This window comes from Nocardia sp. NPDC004573 (assembly GCF_053602135.1).
The window spans coordinates 13,360-39,140 of record NZ_JBSGDA010000008.1; the positions used below are offsets into that span (position 1 = coordinate 13,360).

Annotated in this window: 20 protein-coding genes; 1 reads left to right on the top strand and 19 read right to left on the bottom strand. The window is 70.0% G+C overall.

All coding sequences use genetic code 11. From position 1 onward, the window contains the following. Positions 1-118 precede the first annotated feature (118 nt). Positions 119-1,006: a UTP--glucose-1-phosphate uridylyltransferase gene (locus tag ACWEKR_RS14885; RefSeq protein WP_201297972.1), complete on the top strand. Its 888-nt coding sequence runs from the start codon at positions 119-121 to the stop codon at positions 1,004-1,006. A gap of 503 nt (positions 1,007-1,509) precedes the next feature. On the opposite strand, the gene ACWEKR_RS14890 is transcribed toward ACWEKR_RS14885, so the two are convergent. The 19 genes from ACWEKR_RS14890 to ACWEKR_RS14980 all read right to left on the bottom strand — a co-directional run bounded on the left by ACWEKR_RS14890 (position 1,510) and on the right by ACWEKR_RS14980 (position 25,744). Next, complete coding sequence (locus ACWEKR_RS14890; protein WP_452354930.1) at positions 1,510-2,061, bottom strand: NlpC/P60 family protein; 552 nt, start codon at positions 2,059-2,061, stop codon at positions 1,510-1,512. Positions 2,062-2,615: 554 nt separating this feature from the next. Continuing rightward, positions 2,616-5,750, bottom strand: a complete 3,135-nt coding sequence (gene ileS / locus ACWEKR_RS14895; protein ID WP_452354931.1) for an isoleucine--tRNA ligase — start codon at positions 5,748-5,750, stop codon at positions 2,616-2,618. A gap of 271 nt (positions 5,751-6,021) precedes the next feature. Continuing rightward, the gene (locus ACWEKR_RS14900; protein ID WP_084488747.1) at positions 6,022-6,222 is read right to left on the bottom strand and encodes a hypothetical protein; all 201 of its coding nucleotides are present in this window, start codon (positions 6,220-6,222) and stop codon (positions 6,022-6,024) included. Between the two features lie 77 nt (positions 6,223-6,299). Then, the gene (wag31, locus tag ACWEKR_RS14905) at positions 6,300-7,157 is read right to left on the bottom strand and encodes a DivIVA-like cell division protein Wag31 (protein ID WP_159840403.1); all 858 of its coding nucleotides are present in this window, start codon (positions 7,155-7,157) and stop codon (positions 6,300-6,302) included. 69 nt (positions 7,158-7,226) lie between these two features. Beyond that, positions 7,227-7,529 (bottom strand): YggT family protein, encoded by a 303-nt coding sequence (locus ACWEKR_RS14910; protein ID WP_039797136.1) that lies wholly within the window; start codon positions 7,527-7,529, stop codon positions 7,227-7,229. A gap of 89 nt (positions 7,530-7,618) precedes the next feature. After that, positions 7,619-8,395: a cell division protein SepF gene (locus ACWEKR_RS14915; protein WP_195090677.1), complete on the bottom strand. Its 777-nt coding sequence runs from the start codon at positions 8,393-8,395 to the stop codon at positions 7,619-7,621. 105 nt (positions 8,396-8,500) lie between these two features. After that, positions 8,501-9,262, bottom strand: coding sequence for a YggS family pyridoxal phosphate-dependent enzyme (locus ACWEKR_RS14920; protein ID WP_195090676.1), 762 nt, complete (start codon positions 9,260-9,262; stop codon positions 8,501-8,503). Positions 9,263-9,464: 202 nt separating this feature from the next. Continuing rightward, a complete protein-coding gene (gene pgeF / locus ACWEKR_RS14925; RefSeq protein ID WP_452354932.1) occupies positions 9,465-10,193 on the bottom strand; it encodes a peptidoglycan editing factor PgeF in 729 nt (242 codons plus the stop codon). 274 nt (positions 10,194-10,467) lie between these two features. Then, a complete protein-coding gene (gene ftsZ, locus ACWEKR_RS14930) occupies positions 10,468-11,712 on the bottom strand; it encodes a cell division protein FtsZ (RefSeq protein WP_452354933.1) in 1,245 nt (414 codons plus the stop codon). Between the two features lie 352 nt (positions 11,713-12,064). Further along, positions 12,065-12,787, bottom strand: coding sequence for a cell division protein FtsQ/DivIB (locus tag ACWEKR_RS14935; protein WP_416382612.1), 723 nt, complete (start codon positions 12,785-12,787; stop codon positions 12,065-12,067). A gap of 6 nt (positions 12,788-12,793) precedes the next feature. Continuing rightward, complete coding sequence (gene murC, locus ACWEKR_RS14940; RefSeq protein WP_452354934.1) at positions 12,794-14,317, bottom strand: UDP-N-acetylmuramate--L-alanine ligase; 1,524 nt, start codon at positions 14,315-14,317, stop codon at positions 12,794-12,796. Next, positions 14,314-15,417, bottom strand: a complete 1,104-nt coding sequence (gene murG / locus ACWEKR_RS14945; protein WP_452354935.1) for an undecaprenyldiphospho-muramoylpentapeptide beta-N-acetylglucosaminyltransferase — start codon at positions 15,415-15,417, stop codon at positions 14,314-14,316. Before murG ends, murC begins: the two co-directional genes overlap by 4 nt. Beyond that, on the bottom strand, positions 15,414-16,919 hold the full coding sequence (ftsW, locus tag ACWEKR_RS14950) for a putative lipid II flippase FtsW (protein WP_452354936.1): 1,506 nt from the start codon (positions 16,917-16,919) through the stop codon (positions 15,414-15,416). Before ftsW ends, murG begins: the two co-directional genes overlap by 4 nt. Positions 16,920-17,082: 163 nt before the next feature. Continuing rightward, a complete protein-coding gene (gene murD / locus ACWEKR_RS14955; protein ID WP_452355130.1) occupies positions 17,083-18,540 on the bottom strand; it encodes a UDP-N-acetylmuramoyl-L-alanine--D-glutamate ligase in 1,458 nt (485 codons plus the stop codon). Positions 18,541-18,587: 47 nt separating this feature from the next. Then, entirely contained in the window at positions 18,588-19,664 is a 1,077-nt protein-coding gene (gene mraY, locus ACWEKR_RS14960) for a phospho-N-acetylmuramoyl-pentapeptide-transferase (protein ID WP_452354937.1), read from the bottom strand. After that, the gene (locus tag ACWEKR_RS14965) at positions 19,661-21,190 is read right to left on the bottom strand and encodes a UDP-N-acetylmuramoyl-tripeptide--D-alanyl-D-alanine ligase (protein ID WP_452354938.1); all 1,530 of its coding nucleotides are present in this window, start codon (positions 21,188-21,190) and stop codon (positions 19,661-19,663) included. The genes mraY and ACWEKR_RS14965 overlap by 4 nt, the downstream gene beginning before the upstream one ends. Continuing rightward, entirely contained in the window at positions 21,187-22,770 is a 1,584-nt protein-coding gene (locus ACWEKR_RS14970) for a UDP-N-acetylmuramoyl-L-alanyl-D-glutamate--2,6-diaminopimelate ligase (protein WP_452354939.1), read from the bottom strand. Before ACWEKR_RS14970 ends, ACWEKR_RS14965 begins: the two co-directional genes overlap by 4 nt. Positions 22,771-23,072: 302 nt before the next feature. Further along, positions 23,073-24,971, bottom strand: a complete 1,899-nt coding sequence (locus ACWEKR_RS14975) for a peptidoglycan D,D-transpeptidase FtsI family protein (RefSeq protein WP_452354940.1) — start codon at positions 24,969-24,971, stop codon at positions 23,073-23,075. Continuing rightward, positions 24,968-25,744, bottom strand: a complete 777-nt coding sequence (locus ACWEKR_RS14980; RefSeq protein ID WP_452354941.1) for a hypothetical protein — start codon at positions 25,742-25,744, stop codon at positions 24,968-24,970. Before ACWEKR_RS14980 ends, ACWEKR_RS14975 begins: the two co-directional genes overlap by 4 nt. Positions 25,745-25,781 lie beyond the last annotated feature (37 nt).

Genomic DNA, 25,781 nt, shown 5'->3' on the forward strand with positions numbered 1-25,781 from the left:
ACGGCTGTGATCTGCCCCTTTCCCCCGGCGGACCATGTACGCGACAGTCTCGAAACACCCGCCGACGTGCCGTGGGCGCGGAGCCGGGCACGCGGTCCGATATGTGATGATCGGACCCATGAATATCCGCAAGGCCGTCATCCCGGCCGCCGGTATCGGCTCCCGGCTGCTTCCGCTGACCAAGGCGATCCCCAAGGAGATGCTGCCGGTCGGCGACAAGCCGGTCATCGAGCACACGGTCCGTGAGCTGGTCGCTTCGGGCATCACCGACATCACCATCGTGGTCAGCGGCGGAAAATCATTGATCCAGGACCACTTCCGCCCCAACCCCGCCTTGGTGGCCCAGCTGCGCGCGGACGGCAAAACCGCCTTCGCCGACGCGGTCGAGGAGGTCGGCGAGCTGTCCCGGCTCGGCCACATCACCTACCTCGACCAGCACGGGCCGTACGGCAACGGCACCCCCGTGCTCAACGCCGCCCGTAACCTCGGCGACGAGCCGATGCTGGTGCTGTGGCCGGACGACGTGTTCGTCGCCGAGGTGCCGCGCGCCCAGCAGCTCATCGATGCCTACGAGGCCACCGGGGCGCCCGTCCTCGCGCTGATGCCGATGGACCCCGCCGAGTCGCAGCGCTACGGCGTGCCGGTGGTCGCCGACGACCACGGCAGCGGCCTGCTGCGGATCACCGGGCTGCGCGAGAAGCCGAAGCCGAAGGACGCGCCGTCGTCCTTCGCCGCGATCGGCGGCTACGTCGTCACGCCCGGCATCATCGAGGAACTGCGCAGGCAGACCGAAGCGTGGTACGAGCACCGCACCGGTGAGGTGTATCTCACCGACGCGATCAACGTGCACGCGGCGAACAACCCGGTCTTCGGCCAGGTGATCCGCGGCCGGTGGTACGACACCGGTAACCCGGCCGACTACTTGGTGGCGCAATTCGCCTCCGCCCTGGCCCATCCGCAGTACGGACCCTCGCTGCGCGACCTGGCCGACGGCCTCGACCGGTGACCTCAGGGCCGCACCGCCACGGCGACCGAACCGGCAGCGCGGCCCGGCTCGACCGACGGCAACCGCCGCGGGACCGTCCGCCTACCAGGACGGGAGGCCGTCGTCCTCGACGTGACTTCCGGTGATCTTCGGCCGGAGTGCCGGCGGCAGGAATCGCGGCACCACCGAACAGCGGGCTGCCGACCGGCCGCCGCGTTATCCGGCGTCGTCGTGGTCGACTCCTGGTGGTTCAAGCCTCGTGACACGCGGTACGCCGCGAACGGCATCGCGATACTCCGGTGCCACACGCGCCGTGGAGGTCTGGTGCTCGGTCCCGGCCGACGTCGCTCTCGCGCGATTTCGCAGCCGCGCCCGGGCGGACCTGTACCAGGACGACGCGCATCTGGCGTCGACTGTTCGCCGGGCAGCGCCGAGCCGGCACGGCCCCGACCACACTGCTGGTCGGGGCCGTGCCATCCCGGAAGCAGCCGCGATCGCGTCGCCTGCCCTCGACGGGTGCGTGCTCAGAAGCGGCGGATGGCGTAGATGTCGAATTCGTCGAGCGGGGTGTAGCCCACCGGCACGCCCCAGTCGTACGCGTTGAGTACTTGTCCGTTACCCGCGTAGATACCGACGTGCGAGCCATCCCGATTCAGCACCACCACGTCGCCGAGCGACAGCGAGCCCATCGGGACCGGCGCACCCGCCTTGGCCTGCTGCCAGGTGGTCCGCGGAATGCTCACGCCGACTTGGCGGTAGGCCCACTGCACCAGACCCGAGCAGTCCCAGCTGTTGGGGCCGGTCCCGCCCCACTCGTACGGCTTGCCGATCTGCGTCGTCGCCGCGGCCAGCGCGCCGACGCCGAACACACTGGGCACCGGCAGGATGCCCGAGCCGCTGGCGCTGCCGGAGTCGCCACCGGGACCGCTACCCGAGGCCGAACCGGAGGAAGCGCTACCCGGCCCGCTGCCGGAGGCGCTGCCGGTGTCGGCCCAGCCGGGTCCGGCGAGCAGAACGATTGCGATGATCGAGAGCAGGAATCCGAGTGCGATGCGGTGCAACGATTTTCTCGGCACGTGCTCGCCCCTTCCATGGGCGCAGTTGACTTGGCCACCGATCGGCAGCCTGGCTAACACATGGCATCGACAGCGGTCCCCGATACGGAGCCGCGGCCACCCGCGCCGGACCTGTTTCCAGCACGGCCAAATTCCACGTACGACACGCCGAAAAGAGAAACTGCCGCCCCGGAGATCACCTGGGTAACAGCAGCGACATGGCAGATTGTGCCTGGGATATCGGCGATTTGTCGGGAATCAGCAAACTATCAGCATGTGATCTATATCACTAGAAATGCCGAGAGGGCGGCGCGGGAAGTCGATCGCGCCTTGCCATCGATTTGCCCTTCGATAGCGCACGATGCGCGACCGGACCGACGCCACGGACACCTCGAAATGTCGGGGAGCAAGCCGACCGTGTCCGGCCCGGCCGAGGACATCACCTCTGTTAGGCAGGCGCCGCACGACCTTCGCCGATCGCTGCCGCGGTCCGCCCGCGCGGCACAAGGCCGTTCGGAACAGCAATCGGGGCGGAACCCCCCAGGTTCCGCCCCGATTCACCCGGTGCCCGGCGCTCAGGCCTTCGCGATCCTCGCGCGCACACCGCCGACCAGATCGGCAGCCTGCGAACCCGCGTCGCCGAAGGTCAGCGTCGTGGCGAGGATCTCGCCCGCGATCAGATCACGGTGGGTCCGCGCCCACTCGGCCCGGTCCGCGGGAACGTCCAGGACCACGGTGATGCGGTCGGAGACGTCCAACCCGGCGGACTTCCTGGTCTCCTGGAGGTCGCGGATCAGGTCCCGCGCCCAGCCCTCGGCCTCCAGCTCCTCGGTGACCACCGAATTCAGCACCACCAGACCGGCGTTGCCCGGCAGCGCCGCGGTCGACTCCGGTTCGGCCGCGACCAGGCGCTGGGTGTACTCCTCGGGCAGCAGGGCGATGCCGGCCGCCCGGACCGTACCGTCCGCGTCCTCGGACCACTCACCGGCCTTGACCGCCTTGATCACCGTCTGGACGTCCTTGCCCAGGCGCGGTCCCGCGGCGCGGGCGTTGACCACCAGCTCGAAGCGGCCGTGCGTGTCCACATCGGTGGTCAGGTCCACCTTCTTGACGTTGACCTCGTCGGCGACGATGTCGGCGAACGGCGCCAGCCGCTCGGCGTCGGCAGCGGCGATGGTGACCTCGGCCAGCGGCAGCCGCACCCGCAGGTTCTGCGCCTTGCGCAGGCTCAGCACCGTCGAGCACACCACCCGTACCTCGTCCATGGCGGCGACCAGCTCCGGATCGTCCGGCAGCTCCCCCTCCTTCGGCCAGTCGGCCAGGTGCACCGAGTCGCCGCCCGTCAGCCCGCGCCAGATCACCTCGGTGATCAGCGGCAGCAGCGGCGCAGCCAGCCGGGAGACCACCTCGAGCACCGTGTGCAGGGTGTCCACCGCGTCGCGGTCCTCACTCCAGAACCGCGAGCGCGAGCGACGCACGTACCAGTTGGTCAGCGCGTCGGCGAACGAGCGCAGTTCCTCGCAGGCGCCCGCGATGTCGTAGGTCTCCAGCGCCTCGGTGATGACATCCCTGGTGCGCGCCAGCTTCGCCAAGATGTAGCGATCCAGCACGTGCGGCGAATCGGTGCGCCACACTCCGGGCTTCGACGCGTACAGCTGCAGGAACGTCCACGCGTTCCACAACGGGCGCAGCGCGTGGCTCACACCCTCGCGGATGCCGCGCTCGGTGACGATGAGGTTGCCGCCGCGCAGGATCGGCGAACTCATCAGGAACCAGCGCATCGCGTCCGAGCCGTCCCGGTCGAACACCTCGTTGACGTCCGGGTAGTTGCCCTTGGACTTGCTCATCTTCAGGCCGTCGTCACCGAGCACGATGCCGTGCGCGGCAACCGTCTTGAACGCCGGGCTGTCGAAGAGAGCCGTCGCCAGCACGTGCAGCGTGTAGAACCAGCCGCGAGTCTGCCCGTTGTACTCGACGATGAAATCGCCCGGGAAGTGGCTGTCGAACCACTCCTTGTTCTCGAACGGGTAGTGCACCTGGGCATACGGCATCGAGCCCGACTCGAACCAGCAGTCCAGCACCTCCGGCACCCGGCGCATCGTCGACTTGCCGGTCGGGTCGTCGGGATTCGGCCGGGTGAGCTCGTCGATCATCGGACGGTGCAGGTCGGCCGGGCGCACGCCGAAATCGCGCTCCAGCTCGTCCAGCGAGCCGTACACGTCGACGCGCGGGTAGGCCGGGTCGTCGGACACCCATACCGGGATCGGGCTGCCCCAGTACCGGTTGCGGCTGATGTTCCAATCCCGCGCGCCTTCCAGCCACTTGCCGAACTGGCCGTCGCGGATGTGCTCGGGCACCCAGGTGATCTGCTTGTTCAGTTCGACCATGCGGTCGCGGAACTTGGTGACCGCGACGAACCAGGAGGGCACGGCCATGTAGATCAGCGGCTGCCCGGAGCGCCAGCTGTGCGGGTAGGAGTGCTCGATCGTCTCGTGCCGCAACAACTTTCCCGCGGCCTTGAGATCCTTGATGATCACCGGGTTGGCGTCGAACACCATGAGGCCCTCGTAGGGCGGCACCATGGAGGTGAACTTGCCGCCCGGATCCAGCGGCTGCACCAGCTCGATGCCGTGCGCGGAGGCGACGTCCATGTCCTCCTCACCGAAGGCGGGCGCCAGATGCACGATGCCGGTGCCGGAGTCGGTGGTCACGTAGTCGGCGGTGAGCACCCGGTGCGCGTTGGGGTGACCGACGAAGAAGTCGAACGGCGGCGCGTAGGACAGCTCGGCCAGCGCGGCGCCGTCGAACTCGGCGAGCACCTCCGGCTCCTCGCCGAACTCCCGCGCGTAGTGCGAGACCCGTTCGGCCGCGAGCACATAGCGTTTGCCGTCGGCCCCGCGCAGGTGCACGTAGCGGACGTCGGGGTGCACCGCGATCGCCAGGTTGGACGGCAGGGTCCACGGCGTGGTGGTCCAGATCAGCGCGTTGGCGCCGTCGAGTTCGTGCAGCGGATGCTCGGCCGGCACGCGCAACGCCATGTCGACGGTCACGGCCGGGTCCTGGCGCATCTTGTAGGCGTCGTCCAGGCGGGTTTCCTGATTCGACAACGGCGTCTGCTCGTACCAGCTGTAGGGCAGCACCCGGAAGCCCTGATAGATCAGGCCTTTGTCGTACAGCGTCTTGAACGCCCACATCACCGACTCCATGAAGTCGGTGTCCAGCGTCTTGTAGTCGTTGTCGAAGTCGACCCAGCGGGCCTGGCGCGTGACGTAGTCGCGCCATTCCCCGGTGTAGCGCAACACCGACGTTTTGCAGGCCGCGTTGAATTCCGCGAGGCCCATCGCATCGATCTGTGATTTGTCCGTGATACCGAGCTGCTTTTCGGCTTCGATTTCGGCGGGCAGTCCGTGGCAGTCCCAGCCGAATCGCCGGTCGACCCGCTTGCCGCGCATGGTTTGGAAACGCGGAACGAGGTCTTTGACGTATCCGGTGAGCAAATGTCCGTAATGCGGCAGACCGTTGGCAAAGGGCGGCCCGTCATAGAAGACGAATTCCGCTGCGCCGGAACGGTTTTCGATGCTGGCGCGGAAGGTGTCGGCGGCCGCCCACGCGTCGAGCACGCGGCGCTCCATCTCGGGGAACGACGCCCCGTTGCCGACGCTCAGGTCGACGCGCGGGTACGCGCTGTTGCTGGAAGTCTGGTCCGCCATGGCGGATACGTCTCCTCGTGCCGAGTCGTTGGCACGGGGACGACGACGGCGCCCGGTGCGCCGAAACCGCGGTACCACCCCGCTTGTCCGGTGTGGCGGACACCGGACCTCTCATTCCTGAGCTGTGACGGGCTCACCCGTTCGGTTCTACTGAGCGCCCGGCCCGCAGGCCGTGCCGCCGTTCTTCCGAAGACTCCCCGGTGATGGCCGGATCGACGCCGTATTCATGTTTGATTCTAGCCGGAGCGGTCAACTCACTTTGTCAGGCAGGTCAGCGTTTGGCATGACGACCAGGAGGCGGCGGGGAATCACCATCCGGACTCCGCATGGACAAAGCACTCACCAGCAAGAGCATCGCGCCGATGACGCACACCACGATGCAGCCCCACGCCCAGATCACCGATCCGGTGGTGAGCGCGGCCACGAGGAGGGCGAAGCCGATCGCGGCAAGGACGAGTGTCAAGACGAGCATGATGACCCCCAAGGCATGCCGGGCGGCTCGACAGTTCCTCTAACGGTATGCGAACTGCTGTGCTGGGGCGAGACGCGTTACTTGCCGCCCTTGGCGAAGGACGCCGGCGCGAGGTTGTTCGCCGTGTTGGCATCCACGAAGGCGTCGCCGCCGTCGACCGGGACGGCAGAGCCACGGTTCTCCAGCTCCTCGAGCTGCGACTCCAGGTACGACTTCAAGCGCACCCGATACTCCCGCTCGAACGTCTTGAGCTGCTCGATCCGGCTCTCCAGCACACTGCGCTGCTGCGTGATGGTCGCCATGATCTCGGTGTGCTTGCGCTCGGCGTCCGCCTGCAGCGCGTCGGCCTTCTCCTTGGCCTGGCGCAGCTGGCTGTCCGAGCGGCTCTGCGCGTCCGACAACATCGCGTCCGACTTCTGGCGGGCGTCGGCGATCATGGCCTCCGACCGGGTCCTGGCGTCACCGACCAGTCGCTCGGAATTCGCCCGGGCATTCGACAGCAGGCTTTCCGCCTCGGCCTTGGCATCGCTGGTCAGCCGGTCCGCCATCTCCTGGGCGAGGCTGAGCACCTTGGCGGCCTGCAGGTTGGCGTCCGCGCCGGGCGCGTCCTTGGCCACCGGCGCGGCGGGCATCGGAGCGGGCGGCGCGGCGGGCACCGGCGGCTTGATCGGTTCCGGCGGAGGCGGCGGGGCCTGCGGAATCGGCGCCTTCACGGTGTTCGCCACGGCCGGGCCGCGGTTCTTCTTGGCGTCGGCCAGTTCCGCGTCCAGTTCGGCGACCCGCTGGCGCAGATCGGCGTTCTCCTCGATGAGGCGCGAGAGCTCCTGCTCCACGAGATCCAGGAACGCGTCGACTTCGTCCTCGTTGTAGCCACGCTTCCCGATCGGCGGTTTGCTGAACGCGACGTTGTGCACATCGGCTGGGGTCAGCGGCATGGAAGGATCCCTTCACGCGTCTTTTGGAGATCTAGCAGATCTAGCAAGCTGTCTTCACGGCCCATTCTGTCACACCGGAGCTACCGGTTGCCCGAGCCTGCCCACGATCGACATCAGGATGAAGACAATGAAAAGCAGGACCATAATCGACAGATCCAGGCGAATTCCGCCCAGCGACACCGGGGGTATCAACCGCCGCAGCAGTTTCACCGGGGGATCGGTGATCGTGAAGATCACCTCCAGGACGACGACCACGACACCGGTAGGACGCCAGTCTCGGGCAAAGCTACGGATGAACTCGACGATCACCCGGCTGATCAGCAACAGCCAGAAGATGAACAGTACGAAGTACAGCACCGCGAACAAGGCCACCCGTTCACTCTGCCGTAAAAATCGCTTCGCGCAAAATGACCGCGCCGCACAACCGGCGCCAGGTCTGCTCCACCCCCCAGATCACGACCTTATTTCTGGTTGTAGAAGCCGGTTTCCGCGATGCGCCTGCGTTCTTCCGCCGATACGTCGACATCGGCCGGTGAGAGCAGGAACACTTTCGTCGCGACCTTGTCGAACGATCCGCGCAGCGCGAAGGCGAGACCCGCGGCGAAGTCGACCAACCGCTTGGCGTCGGCGTTGCTCAGATCCACCAGATCCATGATCACCGGATTGCCCTCACGGAAGCGTTCGCCGATGATCCGGGCCTCGCTGTAGTCGCGCGGGCGCAGCGTCGTGATCTTGGACAAGGGGCCTCCGTCCTCGAAGATCCCGGGCCGCCGCACCGGGGCGGGCTCGGGACGCACGCGCTCCTCCAGCCTGCGCTCCTCGGCGTCGGGATCGACGGCGAGCGCGCCTCGTGTCGCACCGCGCAGCGGCGGCGCGCTCCCGCCCGCCCGGAACCGGCCCGACGGAGCGGACTCGATCCGCGTGGGCCGCCGGGGCGCGTCGTAGTCGCCGTAGGGCTCGTCGACGTAGTCGTCGCGGCGCGACACCGAGTAACCCGGCTTGTACGGGGACTTGTAGGCGGGCTCGGGGTAGTCGACATCCTCGAAACGGCCTGCGCCGTACCGATCCTCGCCGTAGCGGTCGACGTAGCCGTCGCGGTCGGAGTAGTCACGGGGCCGGGGCCGGCGAGCACCGCGCTCGTCTACGCCTCGGGGGGCGCGATCGTCGACGTAGTCGTCTTCGTAATCCTCGAGCGGAACCATGCCGAAGTACGCCTTGAACTTGTGCAGCGTGCTCATTGGTCGACCTTCCTTCGGCCCCGGTGGCGGCCGGGTGTTGAAGTCTTGCTCAGCCCTCGTCAGATCCCAGCATATGTGTCGAATGTGACTGATGAGGTTTCTTTGCTAGCCCGAGGTTATCGGGCGTATACCCATCAAGGCGGTACCGACACGCACAACCGTCGAACCGTGTTCGATCGCGCATTCCAGATCGCCCGACATTCCCGCGGAAAGCTCTGTCGCGTCCGGATGATCGGCGAGCAACAACGTGTGCAACGTCGCAAGTCGCGCAAATGCGGCATCAGCCTTCGCGTCCAACGGAGGAATGGCCATCAGACCCGACAAACGTAATCCCGGAGCGTCCGCAATCCGTTCGGCGAGCGCGGGAAGATCGCCCGCCGGGACACCGCCTCGGGCCGGGTCGTCGTCCAGGCTCACCTGGAGCAACACCCGCAGCGGCTCGGTGCGCTCGCCCGCCTCCAGCGCGGCCACGGCACCGGCGTCCAGAGCGGTTGCCAGACGTTCGCTGTCGACCGAGTGGACGGTGTGCGCCCAGCGGGCGACACCACGCGCTTTGTTCCGCTGCAACCGCCCGATCATGTGCCAGCGGATGCCGGTGAGGTCTTCCTCACGCAGGGCCGCCACCTTGGCCGCGGCTTCCTGCTCGCGTGACTCGCCGAACTCGCGCCGGCCCAGCCGGTGCAGGATCGCCACGTCCGAGGCGGGGAAGAACTTCGTCACCGGCAACAGACGCACGGAATCCGGCGCCCGCCCGGCCGCGCGACACGCCGCCTCGATGCGGGCGAGAAGGCCCGACAGGTTCTCCGACAGTTCGGCGGTCCGGACCGCGAGCGCACCGTCCACCGCGGTCTTCGCGTCGGCGCTCATGCCCGCACCTCGGCGACGCTCCGCGGCATCGGCCCAGCGGCGGCTCGCGCGCTCATGCTGTATCTCTTGTGGGCACGAGCGGGGCCCTGCGTGGTCACGCTGCGCTGCCGCCTCCGGGCCTGACCGCTCATGCCGTATCTGTTGTCGGCATGAGCGGGGCCCTGCGTGGTCACGCTGCGCTGCCGCCTCCGGGCCTGACCGCTCATGCCGTGGCCTCCATCCAGATCACGCCGCCGATCCGGCCGGTCGGCGCGCCACGGCGATGGCTGAACAAGGTGTGGTCCTCGATGGTGCAGCGCGGGTCGACGGCGATCGCCCCGACGCCCGCCTCGGTGAGCTGCCGGGAGATGCCCGCGCGCAGATCCAGCCCCGGGGTGCCGCGGACCGTGGTGGTCGCGCTTCCGGGCAGGTGCGCTTCGACATCGGCGCGCATCGCCGCCGGGACCTCGTACTGACGGCCGGAGGCGGCGGGACCGAGCAACGCGCCCACCCGCTCCAGCCGGGCGCCGACTGCCACCATCGCCTCGAGCACGCGCGGCACGATGCCGATGCGCGCGCCGATCCGCCCCGCGTGCACGGCGGCGATCACGCCCGCCTGGTCGTCGGACAGCAGGATGGGCACGCAGTCGGCGGTGAGCACGACCAGCGCGAGTCCGGGCACGGTGGTCACGAGCGCGTCGGTGGCCGGGACCGGTTCGGCGCGCGGGCCGTCGACGATCTCCACATTGCGGCCGTGGATCTGTTCCATCCAGACCAGGCGCTCGGGCGGCAGGCCGATGCCCTCGGCCAACCGGTCGCGGTTGCGCCGCACGGCCGCCGGATCGTCGCCGACGTGGTCACCCAGATTGAACGAGTCGTAAGGGGGCGCCGAGAAGCCTCCGGACCTGGTCGTGGTGACCCGTCGGACAGTGATGGTCGGCGCGATAGTCATGGCGACGAGCGTAGTGGCGCTCCGCGAGCGGCGTCGAAATGCCCAGGTAGAGAGCGGAACTTCGGCCGGTGTCGGGACAGTTGCGTCGCATCGGGCACCCGAAGCCCGGTCACCCCCGGCCGGCCCCCGCGCCGGCGTCCCCCGTATTCGTCGCATCGATCGACGGTCGTACTCCGGGACACCACTCCCCATGTCCCTCCGACGCGTCCCGGCGCGGGCCGGGATCGCTCTTTCCAGCTCGGTCCCGGCCTGCGCCGGAACCGGACTCCAGCGCTCAGCCCCTCCGCATGAACGACGGCACGTCGACGTCGTCGTCATCGTCGCCTGCGTCCGGCGGCGTGATGTGCGATCGCGTGTTGCTCGTCACCGTCGGCTCGCCCAGGGTGCGCGGCCGTTCGGTGTCCCGGTAGCTCGGCAGCGTGCCGCGGCCCGCCGTACCGGTAGGAGACGTGCTCGGGGTGCTGTCGCTGCCGCGCGAGGTGATCTCACTGGTGCGGCTCTGCCCGATCTCGCCCGAGCGAGCCGTGCCGATGGTGCCGCGGCCCGCACTCTCGAAAGTGCGCCGGGCCGGGCCGCCGCCGTCGAAGCCCGCCGCGATCACGGTGACCCGGACCTCGTCGCCGAGCGAATCGTCGATCACGGTGCCGAAGATGATGTTGGCCTCGATGTGCGCGGCCTCCTGCACCAGCGACGCCGCCTCGTTGATCTCGAACAGGCCGAGGTCGGACCCGCCCGCGATCGACAGCAGCACGCCGTGCGCACCGTCCATGGACGCTTCCAGCAGCGGCGAATTGATCGCCGCTTCCGCCGCTTTCACCGAGCGTCCCTCGCCGCGCGCCGAACCGATACCCATCAGCGCGCTGCCCGCGCCCGACATCACGCTCTTGACGTCCGCGAAGTCGACGTTGATCAGACCGGGGGTGGTGATCAGGTCGGTGATGCCCTGCACACCGTTGAGCAGCACTTCGTCCGCGGAGCGGAAGGCGTCCATCAAGCTCACCGCCGCGTCGCCGAGCTGCAGCAGCCGGTCGTTCGGGATGACGATCAGCGTGTCGCACGACTCGCGCAGCAGGTTGATGCCGACCTCGGCCTGGTTCCCGCGCCGCTTGCCCTCGAAGGAGAACGGACGGGTCACCACGCCGATGGTGAGCGCACCGAGCTTGCGCGCGATCTGCGCGACGACCGGTGCGCCACCGGTGCCGGTGCCACCGCCCTCACCCGCGGTCACGAAGACCATGTCGGCGCCCTTGAGCACCTCTTCGATCTCGTCCTTGTGATCCTCGGCGGCCTTGCGCCCGACCTCGGGGTCCGCGCCGGCGCCGAGCCCGCGGGTCAGCTCACGGCCGACGTCGAGCTTGACGTCGGCATCGCTCATCAGCAGCGCCTGGGCGTCGGTGTTGACCGCGATGAACTCGACACCTTTGAGTCCCTGCTCGATCATCCGGTTGACGGCATTCACACCGCCGCCGCCGATACCGACGACCTTGATCACCGCAAGGTAGTTGTGCGGGGGCGTCATGGGCTCTCGCCTTCCTTCGATCTAAAGCCTGTCGTTTCCGGATGCTCGGCACGCCGCTGCGCGGCCCGCGCCGGGGGTCGGGTCGCTGCGAGGAGCGAACCGCGGCTCGGGCAAACCCTAAAGCTCAACCATAGGGTTAGCGTTATGTCAAGTATCCGACTGGTGCGGAACGCTATTCGCAGCCGACGCGATACGCGCGCAGGCGCGCCGAAACGAGAGCCAGAATCTTGCGTGATCCCGCTCGTCTCGCCGCTCCACACGTCGTATGGTGAACGGTTGCCCCCCGGCCCCCTTCTCCGCGCCGGAACTACTCCCGGACCGCCGAAAAATATCTGGGCGCAATGGGTGTGGATCACTTTACCGTGACCAGATTGGGACTCGACACATCGAACACCGTTCCGGGGCGCGTCAACAACGGCAACACCACCGCCGCCTTTCGTTCGGCGTCGTCGCTCCCGCCCCAGAGTACCGTGCGGCCGTCCTTCAGATTCAGCGAAATGTCCGAAAGGGACCGCGCCGCAACCTCACTCACCTGAACTGCCAGCGCAGGCGGCACGATGGCGAGCACAGCGACCGCCGCCCTGGTCAGCGGATCGGCGCGGCCGGGATGATCGGTGATCAACTTCGGCACGCCGATCGGCGCGGGCTCGACCGCGAATTCCACGCCATCGGCATCCAGCAGATGCGCGCCGTCCTGACTGTCGTAGAACAACACCGCAGCGCGTTCGACGACCGTCACCCGGACCGTGGACGGAAATATCCGCTGCACCCGTGCCGTGCGCACCTTCGGAATGCTCGCCACCCGCCGCGCCATGGCGTCGGTGTCGATTCTCAGTATCGAGCGGCCGGACGGAATTTCGAGCAGATCCCGCACTTGTTGCTCGGGCACCGCTACCGCCCCGTCGATGCGTACCGTGCGCACCGACAGCGCCGGAGTGAACCACGCGATCGCGGCGACCACTGTAAAGACGCACACGCCCAGCAATCCCCACAGGCGGATCCGGCGCCATTCGATCTCACCGAACCGATCGCCCGCGCGACGCCCGGCCGCGCGCGCCGACCCGACTCCGCGCACCCCCGGTCACCGTCCGTGCTGGGGACGCGCCCGTAATCCGTCGAGAATCTGGCTGCCGAGCATCGTCACGTCGCCCGCGCCCATGGTGATCACCACGTCGCCCGGCAACGCCAACCCCGCGACCTGGCGTCCGACCCGCGACATGTCCGGTTGGTAGTGCACCGGCTTCGTCACCGACTGGGCGACCAGCGCTCCGTTCACGCCCGGCAGCGGCTTCTCCCGCGCGCCGTAGACGTCGAGTACGACGACCTCGTCGGCCAGGCTCAGGGCGGCGCCGAAGTCCTGCGCGAAGGTCGCGGTCCGGCTGTAGAGGTGCGGCTGGAAGACCACGATCACCCGGCCCTGCCTGGAGCGGGCGCCGTCGCGGGCCTCCTGCTGGACCAATTCGGCGGCGGCGCCGAGTACGGCACGCACCTCGGTGGGATGGTGGGCGTAGTCGTCGAACACCCGCACGCCGTTCTCCCGCCCGGCGAACTGGAATCGGCGGTGCACGCCGCCGAACCCTTCCAGGCCTTGGACGATCTCACCCACGTCGGCGCCGGTGGCCTGAGCGGCGAGCAGGGCCCCGAGCGCGTTGAGCGCCATGTGCCTGCCCGGCACCGACAGGCGCAGCGTGCGCGGCGCGGCCTCGTCGGCGAGCTGGAATTGCGCGAGGCCGCCGACGTCCCGCGGTTCCCAGCTGTGCAACCGGGCGCCCACCGGGACCGGCGCGTCCGCGAGGTCGCCGGAGCCGTAACCGAGGACGCGCACGTTCCGCTCGGTCAAGCGCGCGCCGACCCGCTCGGCCAGCGCCCGCGAGCCCGGATCGTCCAGGCACACCACCAGCAGGCCGCCCGCGGCGAGCCGATCGGCGAAGTCGTCGAAGACCTGCACGTAGGCCTCGTCGGAGCCGAAGAAATCCAGGTGATCGGATTCGATGTTGGTGACCACGGCGACGTCCGGGTCGTATTGCAGCAGCGAGCCGTCGCTCTCGTCGGCCTCCGCCACGAAGATGTCGCCGGTGCCGTGATGGGCGTTGGTGCCCGCCTCGTTCAGCTCCCCACCCACCGCGAAGGACGGATCGAGCCCACAGTGCTGCAACGACACGATGAGCATCGAGGTGGTAGAGGTCTTGCCGTGCGTTCCGGACACGAGCAGGGTGCGATGCCCCCGCATGAGCGAGGCCAGCACCGTGGGCCGCAACAACACCGGGATATCCCGCCGCCCGGCCTCGACCAGTTCCGGATTGGTCTTCGGGATGGCCGCGTACGTGGTGACCACCGCGGTCGGGCCGCCGGGTAGCAGATCCAAGGCGGTGGCGTCGTGGCCGATCCGCACCTGTGCACCCCGAGCGCGCAACGCGAGCACGCCCCGGCTCTCCTTCGCGTCCGACCCCGACACGGCGCCGCCGCGAGCCAGCAGGATCCGCGCGATGCCGGACATCCCGGCCCCGCCGATGCCGACCATGTGGACGCGCTCCAGCTCCGGGGGCAGCCCGGTCCGTTCGGCGCCGGTGTCCGGGGCCACCCGGTCGGCGGTGGTGTCGCTCATCGGCGCGCCACCTCCATCGCGATCCGCGCCACCTCGTCGGCGGCGTCACGGTGCCCGGCGCCTGCGGCGGCCCGGCCCATCTCGATCAGCCGTTCGGGGTCCATGAGCAGCGGAATCACCTCATCGATCACGTACTTCGGCGTCAACTCGGAATCGGGGACAATTCTGCCACCGCTCTGGCGCACCACGGGGCGGGCGTTGAGTTCCTGCTCCCCGTTGCCGTGCGGGAGCGGCACGTAGAACGCCGGCAGCCCGACGGCGGAGACCTCGGCGACGGTCATCGCGCCCGATCGGCAGACCACCGCGTCGGCGGCGGCGTAGGCGAGGTCCATCCGGGACAGGTACGGCACCGCCACGTACCGGGCGCCGTCCCCCTCGGCCCGGTCCACGTCGAGGGTGTTCTTGGGGCCGTGCGCGTGCAGCACCGAGATGCCCGCGGCGGCGAGCTGGGCAGCGGCACCGGAAACCGCCTCGTTCAGCGTCCGAGCACCTTGGGAACCGCCGAAGACCAGCAGCACCGGCCCGTCGGCCGGGAGACCGAAGTGCGCCCGCGCCTCGGCGCGCAGCGCGGCGCGGTCCAGTGTGGTGATCGAGGCGCGCACCGGGATGCCCACCACCCGCGCGTCCGGCAGACCGGAGTCCGGGACCGCCGCGAGCACTCGCGCGGCGCGGCGAGCGCCGACCTTGTTGGCGATACCGGCCTTCGCGTTCGCCTCGTGCACCACCACCGGGACCGGACGTCTGCGGCGCAGCACGCCCGCACCCGCCGCCAGATACGCCGGAAGCGCCACGTAGCCGCCGAAACCGATGATCACGTCGGCCTCGACCGCATCGATGATCGAGCGGGTGGCGGCCACCGAGGCCCGCACCCGGCCGGGCAACCGCAGCAGATCGGCGGTGGGTTTGCGGGGCAACGGGACCGGAGGGATGAGCTCGAGCGGATAGCCGCGTTCCGGGACCAAGCGGGTCTCCAGGCCGCGTTCGGTGCCCAGTGCCGTCACTCGGATGCCGTCGTCGAGCCGCCGCAACGCGTCGGCCACCGCAAGCGCCGGTTCGATGTGGCCCGCCGTGCCGCCGCCCGCGACGATTACCGAGATCACCTGGATCTTCCCCGTTCTCTTGCGTGATTGACCGGATAGCTGGGTTCCCAAGCCCGGGTGGCGCGCGCCGAGCTGGTGCCGCGGCTCTCCGGCGAGCGACGCCGCGCCGGTTCCGCGCCGAACCGGCCGCCCCGCCCCCGCGGGAGCGCCGACGGTCCGCGGTCGGCCTGTCGTGGCGCCCGGCCGCGGCGGGCCGCGCTCGCCCGAGCCGGGGCGTACACCTCGGGTTTGGGCAACCGCAACAGCCTACTGAAACGGCCGTCCTGTCCGGCGTGCAGCGCCGCGACGGCCTCCGGTTCGTGTCGCGCGGCGTTCGCGATGAGCCCGAACATGAGCAGGGTGATCGCGAGCGACGAGCCACCGGCCGACACCAAGGGCAGCTGTAGGCCGGTGACCGGCAGCAGACCCACCACGTACCCGATGTTGATCATGGCTTGTCCGGCGATCCACGTCGTCGCGGAGGCGGTCAGCAATTGCAGGAACGGATCAGCCGACCGGGCGGCGATACGCAGTCCGGTGTAGACGAACAACGCGAACAGTCCCAGCACCAGTGCGCAGCCCAGGAACCCCAGTTCTTCACCGATGATCGCGAAGATGAAGTCGTTGTGCGCGTTCGGCAGGTAGCTCCACTTGGCCCGGCTCTGTCCCAGCCCTCTGCCCCAGATGCCTCCGTCGGCAAGCGAATACAGGGCCTGTCGTGCTTGATAATTGTCGCCCTGCGGATCGGAGCCGGGATTGAAGAACGACCGGACCCGATTCGACCGATAACCGGCCGACATCGCGAGCACGCCCGCGGCAACGACACCGGAGATCGCGATCGTCACGAACAGCCGCACCGGCAGACCGCCGAACCACAGCAGGGCACCGAGGATGATGCCCACCGCGACTGTCGTGCTGAGATTCGGCTGGACCACGATCAGCAGGCACACCAGCACGCCCGCCGGGACGAGCGGCACCAGGATGTCCCGCAGACTCGACCCGATCGCGCGCCGGGAAACGAGCAGGTGCGCGCCCCAGACGATCAAGGTCACCTTCACGACCTCCGACGGCTGCACCGAGACGGGGCCCAAGATCAACCAGCGACGCGCACCCTGCACCTGCGTGCCGATACCCGGGATGAGCACCAGGACCAGCGCCAGCACCGACATCGCGAACAGCGGGAACGACGCCTGGCGCAACAGGCGCAGCGGAACCCGCAGGGCCAGGTAGAACAGCACGGCGCCGATCGCCGCGAACAACGTCTGCTGGATGAACAGGGAATACGCCGACCCGCCCTCCGCGTACTCCACGACTCCGGATGCCGACAGGACCATGACCAGCCCGAGCGCCGTCAGCAGCGTGGCGATCGTCACGACCAGATGGAACGACGCGAGCGGCCGCGCCAGCCACGACGCGGGACCTCGTCCCGCCCCGCCGACGCGCGGCGCTTGCGGGCCGGCTTTTCGCGCGGCCGATGTCCGGGCTGCCCTACCGGTCCAACGCCTGCCGTTACCCGAAGTCACGAAACGTTCTCCCGCCCTGCCCGCTGTCGTCGCTCTCGGAGGGCGTCCTGGCCGCGGCCGCAAGCGCGGCGACGGCGTGCACCGCTGTGGCTGCCGCTCGGTGCGGGGAGATGACTGGGCCGACCGGGGCGGGCCTGGACACCGCACCCGCCCCGGTCGGCGGTCACCGCAAACCTCCGGCGTCGGTGGTCCCCATGTCACCGTCTTCCAGGGCGTGCACCGCAGCGGCGAAGCTGCGGCCCCGATGGGTGTAATCCTCGAACATGTCCAGCGACGCGGCGGCGGGGGCCAGCAGCACGGTGTCGCCGCGGCGGGCGAACCCGGCGGCCGCTCGCACCGCACGCGCCATCACGGCGTCGGCCGCGGCGGCTCTCGACGCTTTGTCACCCATCCCTGCATCGTCTCCCGCGACCAGCTCCACCACGGGGACCTCGGGCGCGTGTCGCGCCAGCGCGGCCGCGATCACCGGCGCGTCCGCGCCGATCAGCACCGCGGCGACCAGCCGGTCGGCGACCTCCTCGACGAGATCCTCGACGTGCGCGCCCTTGAGCTGGCCACCGGCCACCCAGACCACCTGCGGATGCGCCAGGATCGATGAACGCGCGGCATGCGGATTGGTGGCCTTGGAATCGTCGACGAACTCGACGCCGGCCAGCTCGCGCACGAACGCCGATCGATGCGGGCCGACCTTGTGCTCGATCAAACCTTCCCGGACGAACTGCGGCGCGACGTCGATCGCCCTGGTCAGCGCGGACGCGGCGAGCGCGTCGGCGACGCCGGCGGGGCCGGGCGGGCTGATGTCGCCGACCTCGGCGAGGATGGCGGCCTTGGTGAACGCGCGATCGAGCAGTTTGCCGTCCACGACGCCGAGCTCGCCGTCGGCGGGCACTCCGACGCGGAAACCCACGGTCCGGCGTGCCTTGGATTTGCGGGCCAGCGAGGCCGCGACCGGATCGTCCAACCCGACCACACCGACCCGGCCGACCAGCGCCCTGGCCTTGGCCGCGGCGTAGGCGTCCAGGCCGCCGTGCCAATCCAGATGATCCTCCGCCACGTTCAGCACGACCCCAGCCTCCGGGCGCACCGACGGCGCCCAGTGCAGCTGGAACGACGACAGCTCGACCGCGAGCACTTGCGGGCCGGGGTTGCGCCGCAGGGCGTCCAGGATGGGAAGGCCGATGTTGCCGCAGGCGACACTGGCGATGCCCGCGGCCCGCAGGATCGCGTGGGTCATCTGCGTGGTGGTGGTCTTACCGTTGGTGCCGGTGACGACCAGCCATTTGCGGACCGGACCGTAAATCCTGGCCTGGTCGACCCACCAGGCGAACTCCACGTCACCCCACACCGGCGTGCCCTCGGCCACCGCCGACGCCAGCACCGGCGAGTCCGGCCGCCAGCCCGGACTGGTGATCACCAGCGCGAACCGGCTCCAGTCCGCGTTCTCCAGCTCCGTGGTGGTGGCCACGTCGAGCCCGAGCCCGGCCGCCTCGGCCAGCGCGGCGGCGCCGCCGTCGGTGACCACCGGGCGCGCGCCGATGTCGAGCAGCGGTTCGACCAGCGAGCGTCCCGACACTCCCCAGCCTGCGACCAGAACGTCGCGACCGCGCAGGAATTCCAGCATCGGGCCAGGTGAGCGCAGGGCCCGCGGCGAATGTTCGACCATCTCGCTCACCCGACCGCGGAGAGGTATTCGCTGTAGAACAGCCCGAGCCCGACGGCGGAGGCCATCGCGGCCAGCAGCCAGAACCTGATGATCACCGTCGTCTCGGCCCACTTGCTGAGTTCGAAGTGATGGTGGAACGGAGCCATCTTGAACAACCGGTTGCGCGTCGTGCGGAAGACCGCGACCTGCAACACCACCGACGCCGTCTCCGCGACGAACAGCGCGCCGATCACGATCATCAGCAGTTCGGTCCGGGTGGTGATGGACAGGCCCGCCAGCAGGCCGCCCAGCGCGAGCGAACCGGTGTCGCCCATGAAGATCTTGGCCGGCGCGGCGTTCCACCACAGGAACCCGACGCACGCCGCCGCGCCCGCGGCGCAGACCAGCGCGAGGTCCAGCGGATCGCGCACGTTGTAGCAGCCGGTCTCGGGCTTGGTCTCGCACGCGTGGTAGTACTGCCAGAACGTGATGATCACGTATCCGCCCAGCACCAGGCTCATCGATCCGGCGGCCAGCCCGTCGAGACCGTCGGTGAGGTTCACCGCGTTGGACCAGGCGACCACCACGAAGCAGACGAACACCAGGAACACGACAACGCCCATGGTCACCGTACTGATGTCGCGCACGTAGGACAGGTGCCTGCTGGCGGGGGTCAACCCGCTCGCGCCGCGGAACTGCAAGGCGAGAAAGCCGAAGATCACGGCCGCGGACAGCTGGCCGATGTACTTGCCCGCCGCGGTCAGACCCAGGTTGCGTTGCTTGCGGATCTTGATGAAGTCGTCGACGAAACCCACCGCGCCCAGGGCCGTGGCCAGGCCGAGCACCAGCAACGCCGACGCCGACGGACCGTCGGCGTCGTAGCCGATGCCGATCAGATGGGAGCCGAGGTAACCGGCCCACATGCCGACCAAGATGGCGACGCCGCCCATCGTGGGGGTTCCGCGCTTGGCCTGGTGGCTGGCGGGTCCGTCGACCCGGATCTCCTGTCCGAAGCCCTGCTTGGCGAACAACCGGATCAGCAGCGGGGTGAGCAGGATCGAGACCGTCAGCGCGATCGCCGCGGCGAAGAGAATCTGCCTCATCCTGCTGCCTCCGTGTCCTGTCCCACCCCGCTGTTCGCCGCGCCGCCACGGGCGGCCGGGTCGGTCAGATGCTCGGCGACCGCCCACAAGCCGACCGACTTCGATGCCTTCACCAGCACCACGTCGCCGGGCGCGACTTCCCGTTCGAGCAGCGCGATCGCCGCGCCGATGTCCGGTACCAGGACCGATTCCTCACCCCAGGACCCTTCCATCACCGCGCCCTGGTGCAGCGCGCGGGCGGGCCGCCCGGTGCCGACGACGACCACCCGGCTGACGTCCAACCGCACCGCGAGCCGCCCGATGGCGTCGTGTTCGATGACGGATTCCTCGCCGAGTTCGGCCATCTCGCCGAGCACCGCCCAGCTGCGCCGCGGCGAGTCGGCCGCGCGCGCCATGCTCACCAGCGCCTTGAGCGCGGCGCGGACCGAATCCGGGTTGGCGTTGTAGGAATCGTTGACGACGGTGACGCCGTCCGCGGTGGTCCGTACGTCCATCCGGCGCGCGGACGCGGCGCGCGCACCGGACAGCGCCGCGGTGACGGTGTCCAGATCGGCGCCGCACTCCAGCGCGACCGCGATCGCCGACAGCGCGTTGCCGACCTGGTGCTCGCCGTGCACGGCCAGGCGCACCGGCGCGCTGCCCGCGGGGGTGTGCACCGTGAACGCGGCCCTGGCCTGGTCGTCGAGCCGGATGTCGGTGGCCCGCACGTCGGCGGTGGCGGCTTGCCCGACGGTCACCACTCGCGCCGACGTGCGCGCGGCCATCGCGGCCACCTGCGGATCGTCGACGTTGAGCACGGCGAGCCCGGTCGGCGGCAACGCCTCGACCAGCTCGCCCTTGGTCTTCGCGATGGCCTCGCGGCTGCCGAACTCGCCGAGATGCGCGGTGCCCACGTTGAGCACCACGCCGATGCCCGGCGGCGCCACCTCGGCCAGCGCGGCGATGTGCCCCGGCCCGCGCGCGGACAGCTCGAGCACCAGGAAACGGGTGCCCGCGTCGGCGCGCAGCGCCGTCCACGGATGCCCGAGTTCGTTGTTGAACGATCCCGGCGGAGCCACCACCGTGCCCAGCGGCGCCAGGACGGCGGCCAGCAGGTCCTTGGTGGAGGTCTTGCCGGACGAGCCGGTGACGCCGACGACGGTGAGCCCGCCCGCGGCGACGAGACGCGACACGCTGGCGCGCGCCAGCGCGGCGAGCGCGGCGAGCACCGCTGCGCCGGAACCATCCGAATCATGGCTGAGCGCAACCGACCTCGACGGTACGGCGCCACGGGTGGGGGTGACCACGATGGCGGGCACGCCCACCGGCCGCGCCGCGAGTACCGCCACCGCACCCGCGGCGATCGCCGCGCCCGCGTAGTCGTGGCCATCGGAGCGCTCGCCCGGCAGTGCCAGGAACAGGTCGCCGGAATCGATTCGGCGCGAATCGAATTCGACCGCGCCGGTCACTCGCACCTCCGGGTCTGCGACGTCGTGCAGCGTGCCGCCGACGACCTCCGCGATCTCCCGCAGTGTCATCTCGATCATGAAACCGTCAAGTCCTCCGCGTGGTCACCTTGCGGACTGCGTCTTTCCAATACGGCCGCGAGTACGTCGCGGTCGTCGAAGGGGTGCTTCACGCCCTGGATCTCCTGCCCTGCCTCATGTCCCTTGCCCGCGATCAGCACCACGTCACCGGGGCGCGCCCACGCCACCGCTGCCGCGATGGCTTCCGCTCGGTCACCGATCTCCCGCACCTCGCCGCGCTCGGCTTCCGGGACCTCCAGCGCACCGGAGCGCACGGCGGCGCGAATGGCCGCCGGGTCCTCGGTGCGCGGATTGTCGTCGGTGATGACCAGCAGGTCGGCCCCGCGCGCGCTCACGGCGCCCATCAGCGGCCGCTTCGCCGCGTCCCGGTCGCCACCCGCGCCGATCACCACCGCGAGCCGTCCCGCGGTGTCCGCCGCGAGATGCCCTCGCAGCGTGGCGATCACGGACTCCAGCGCCGCGGGCTTGTGCGCGTAGTCGACGATCGCCAGGAAGTCTTGTCCGCGCTCCACCCGCTGCATCCGGCCGGGCACGTCCACGGTCGCCAGGGCGGGCGCCGCGACCGACGGCTCGACGCCCGCCGCGGCGCACACCGCCACCGCGAGCAGGCCGTTGGCGACGTTGTAGTGGCCCGGGAGCCGCAGCCGCACCGGGATCTCCCCGTGCGGACCGGCAGCGGTGAAGTCTTGTTCGCCGCCGTGCGCCGCCACCGCGCCGGTGACGCTCCACGCGGCGGTCCTGGTGGTCGCCACGGTGACGGGGTTCGGCAGACCCGCGGCCAGCCGCCGCCCCCACTCGTCGTCCACACAGACCACGGCGGTGCGCGCCGCGACCGGCGAATCCGGTTCGAACAGCTTGCGTTTGGCGGCGAAGTAGTCCTCGAAGTCGGCGTGGAAGTCGAGGTGGTCCTGGGACAGGTTGGTGAACGCGCCCACCGCGAACCGCACCCCGTCCACCCGGCCCAGCGTCAGCGCGTGGCTGGACACCTCCATCACCACCGCGTCCACGCCCTGCTCGACCATCAGCGCGAACATCGCGTGCAACTGCGGCGCCTCGGGCGTGGTCAGCGCGCTCGGCACCCGCCTGCCGCCGATCCTGGTCTCGATCGTGCCGATCAACGCGGTGGACAGCCCCGCCGCGGCCAGGCCCGCCTCCACCAGATAGGAGGTCGTGGTCTTCCCCGAGGTGCCGGTGATACCCACGATGCGCAGCCGCTCGGACGGATTGCCGTAGATCGTCGCCGACAGCTCGCCGAGCACCGCTCTCGGGTTCTCCCGCACCAGCACCGGCACGTCCAGCGGGCCGGCCAGCTCCGCGCCCGCCGCGTCGGTCAGCACCGCGACCGCACCCCGGGCGACCGCGTCCCGCGCGAAGCGCGCACCGTGCGCGCGGGCGCCGGGCAGCGCGGCGAACAGGTCACCGGGCAGCACGGCGTTCGAGCGCTGCTCGATGCCGGTGACCGACACTCCGCGCACAGCCGATTCGGGACTCGTCGCGGCGTCGATGACGGCGGCCAGCGACGCCAGCGGCGTCGACGGCGAACGCTCTGGCCGCAATGCGCGCGGTTGACCGGACTGCACAGAAACCAGGCTCCTTTCGGGGGCGGCGATCGACGTGTCAGGTTACCGGCGACCGGTCACGGCGGGACCATGCGCCCCATCGCAAGGCCGGGGAGGTCGCCCACCGCACCCTACGGGTTCGCCCGCCCGCTCCGGACCGCGCCACGCGGCATCGGGACGCCACCGCACGAGGACGCGACGCGCGCGGCGGTCCTGCGGGCGTCTCCGACCCTCGAATACCGCGCTCACCTGCAATTTCCTCCGCACAGATCCGATGTCTCGCTAGCGATCGCAGCCCCGGCGCACCGGGCGGGACAACCCGTTCATCCCGCCTGCAGGACGAATTGCCGGGACGGCTGCGTGGACGGTGGAATGCGGTCGCGCTGCAGGGCCCACGAGGCGATGTTGTGGAACAGCGGAGCGACCGAACCGCCGCCGGAGCCGTCGGAACTGCGGACCGGCGCGTCGAGCATGAGCCCGATCACGTACCGCGGATTGTCCGCGGGAACCATGCCCGCGAAGGTGATCCAGAACGACGACGTGGAGTAGCACCGGCAAGCGCGATCGACCTTCTGCGCGGTACCGGTCTTGCCCGCCACCTGATAGCCCGTGATGGCCGCGGGCCATCCGGTGCCGTTCTGGTTGGCGTTCATCGGGTCACGCTGCACCACCGCCTGGAACATGGTCCGCAAGGTGGCGGCGGTCTGCCTGCTCACCACGCGCACGCCGTCCGGCTGGATCTCCTCGGTGCGCATGCCATCGGGCGCGACCTTCGCCCGCACGATCCGGGGTGCAATCCGGACGCCGTCGTTGGCGATCGCCTGGTACATGCTCGCCATCTGCAGCGTCGTCATCGAAAGACCCTGCCCGATAGGGAGATTCGCGAAGGTGCCGCCGGACCACTGCTCCCGGTCCGGCATCAGGCCCGCGCTCTCACCCGGCAGGCCGATGCCCGTGCGCTGCCCGAGCCCGAACCGGTGCGCCATGTCGGCGAAGCGATCCTCGCCCACGCGCTGCGCGAGCATCAGCGTGCCCACATTGGAGGACCGGCCGAAAATGCCCGTGGTCGTGTAGGGCTCGACGCTGTGCGACCACGCGTCGTGCACCGTGACGCCCGCCATCTGGATCGCGCCGGGCACCTGATGCACCTCGTCCGGATCGGTCAGGCCGTAGTCGATGGCCGCGGCCGCTGTGACGATCTTGTTCACCGAGCCCGGCTCGAACACGTCCGTGACCGACGGGTTGCTCAATTGGGCGTTGGCCCACTTCTGCGGGCCGAGGCTGGGGTTGAAGGTGTTGTCGTTGGCCATCGCCAGCACCTGCCCGGTTCTGGCGTCCAGGACGACGGCCGAGGCGCTGCCCGCACCCGACACGTCCTTGGCCTGCTGCACCTGCTGCTGCACGTAGTACTGCAGGTCCGAGTCCAGGGTGAGTTCGACGGAGGCCCCATTGACCGCGGGCTGCTCGTCGCGCCAGCTGCCGGGGATGACCGCGCCGTCGGAACCGCGATCGTAGGTGTGCGAACCGTCGGTACCGGCCAGCACCGAGTCCAGCGACGACTCGAGCCCGACCTGCCCGTGGCCGTCCCAGCCGACCGCGCCGACGACATTCGCCGCCAGCGACCCGCCGGGATACACCCGCGGACTCTGCTGATCGGCGCCGACTTGCGGGAACTTCTCGGTGATCTCGTCCGCGATACGCGGGTCGACGTTCTGGGCGAGGAACACGAATTGCTCGTCGCTGTTCAGCTTCGCGAGCAGGTCCGATTCCGCGGGCGCGTCTTTGCCGAGCTTCTCGTGGAGGGTGCGCGCGATGTCGCGCAGCCGCTGATCCGGATCCGGCGCCTTGTCGCTCTTGGCCCTGGCGTCCGCCAATTCCTTCCGGACGGCGACCGGCCGGAAGTGCAGCGCCTTGGCCGAGACGGTGAAGGCCAGCGCCTTGCCGTTGCGGTCGGTGATCGGCCCGCGGGTGGCCGGATCGGGCTGATGGGTGGTGCGCTGGCTGGCCGCTTGCGCGGACAACCCGGGCGCCGCGACGCTCTGCACCCACAGCAATTGCAGCGCCACCACCGCGAGCGCGACGAGCATGACCACCCGGCCGACGCCGAGGCGCAACCGGAGCGGACCGTCCGGGACAGCCGCGGCGGATGGCCGCGGCCTGCCCGTGGCACGGGGTGCCGCAGGCCCGCGTCGCCGGCGCGGCGCGGGCCCGGGATGGGTCACTGCGGCACTCCCTGGGGCGCCTGCTGCGACGCTTCCGGGTCGGTCGAGGTCGCGTCCGCGGGCGGCCGCGGCGCGGCGGGGGGCGGCGTGGGCGCGGGCAGTCCCGCCTGCGGCGGAACGACCGCCGCGGGCGCTGCCGGGACCGGGCCGGCCGGCGCGTTCACCTGGGCGTCGGCCCGCGGCCCGGTGTTCGGCCTGCCCGGTATCGGAGCTCCGGGCGTGGTGGTGACCGGAACCACCCGCTCGCCTTGCGGCGAACGCGCCGACGGCCCCGCGTTCAGCGGTGGCACGGGAGTGCCCTGCGCCGGGGTGGGCTTGCCGATCACGGTGACCGAGCCGTCCGGTCCGATCAGCAGACGGGCCGGGTCCTTGGCGGGGATCATCCCCAGTTCGCGGGCCCGCAGAGCCAGTTCCGGCGCCGAATCGGCAACCTCGACCTCGCGCTGCAGGGCCGCGCGCTCGTCGGCCAGCCGCCGGTTCGTCGCCCGCGCGTCACCGAGCTGGTAGCTGTCCTCGGCGGCGCGGGTGGTCAGCAGCAAGGTGAGCGCGAGGCCGCATCCGAGCAAGGCGATGATGGCCGTGACGAACGGGATGCGAGTGGCCATCGCCGAGCGCCGCACGGTAGGCAGGAAGGTGCTGTCCGACCCGGTCTCGGCACGCATCCGCCGCCGCGCGTAGGCGCGCTGCGCCGCGCCCGATTTCACCCGTTCGGCATCCTGGACCCGCCGGGCGACCCGGCCCGGCGCTTCGACGGTCCGCGTCCGCACGCTCATCGATTCCCCTCCTCTGTCCTCCCGGGACGCCGGATCG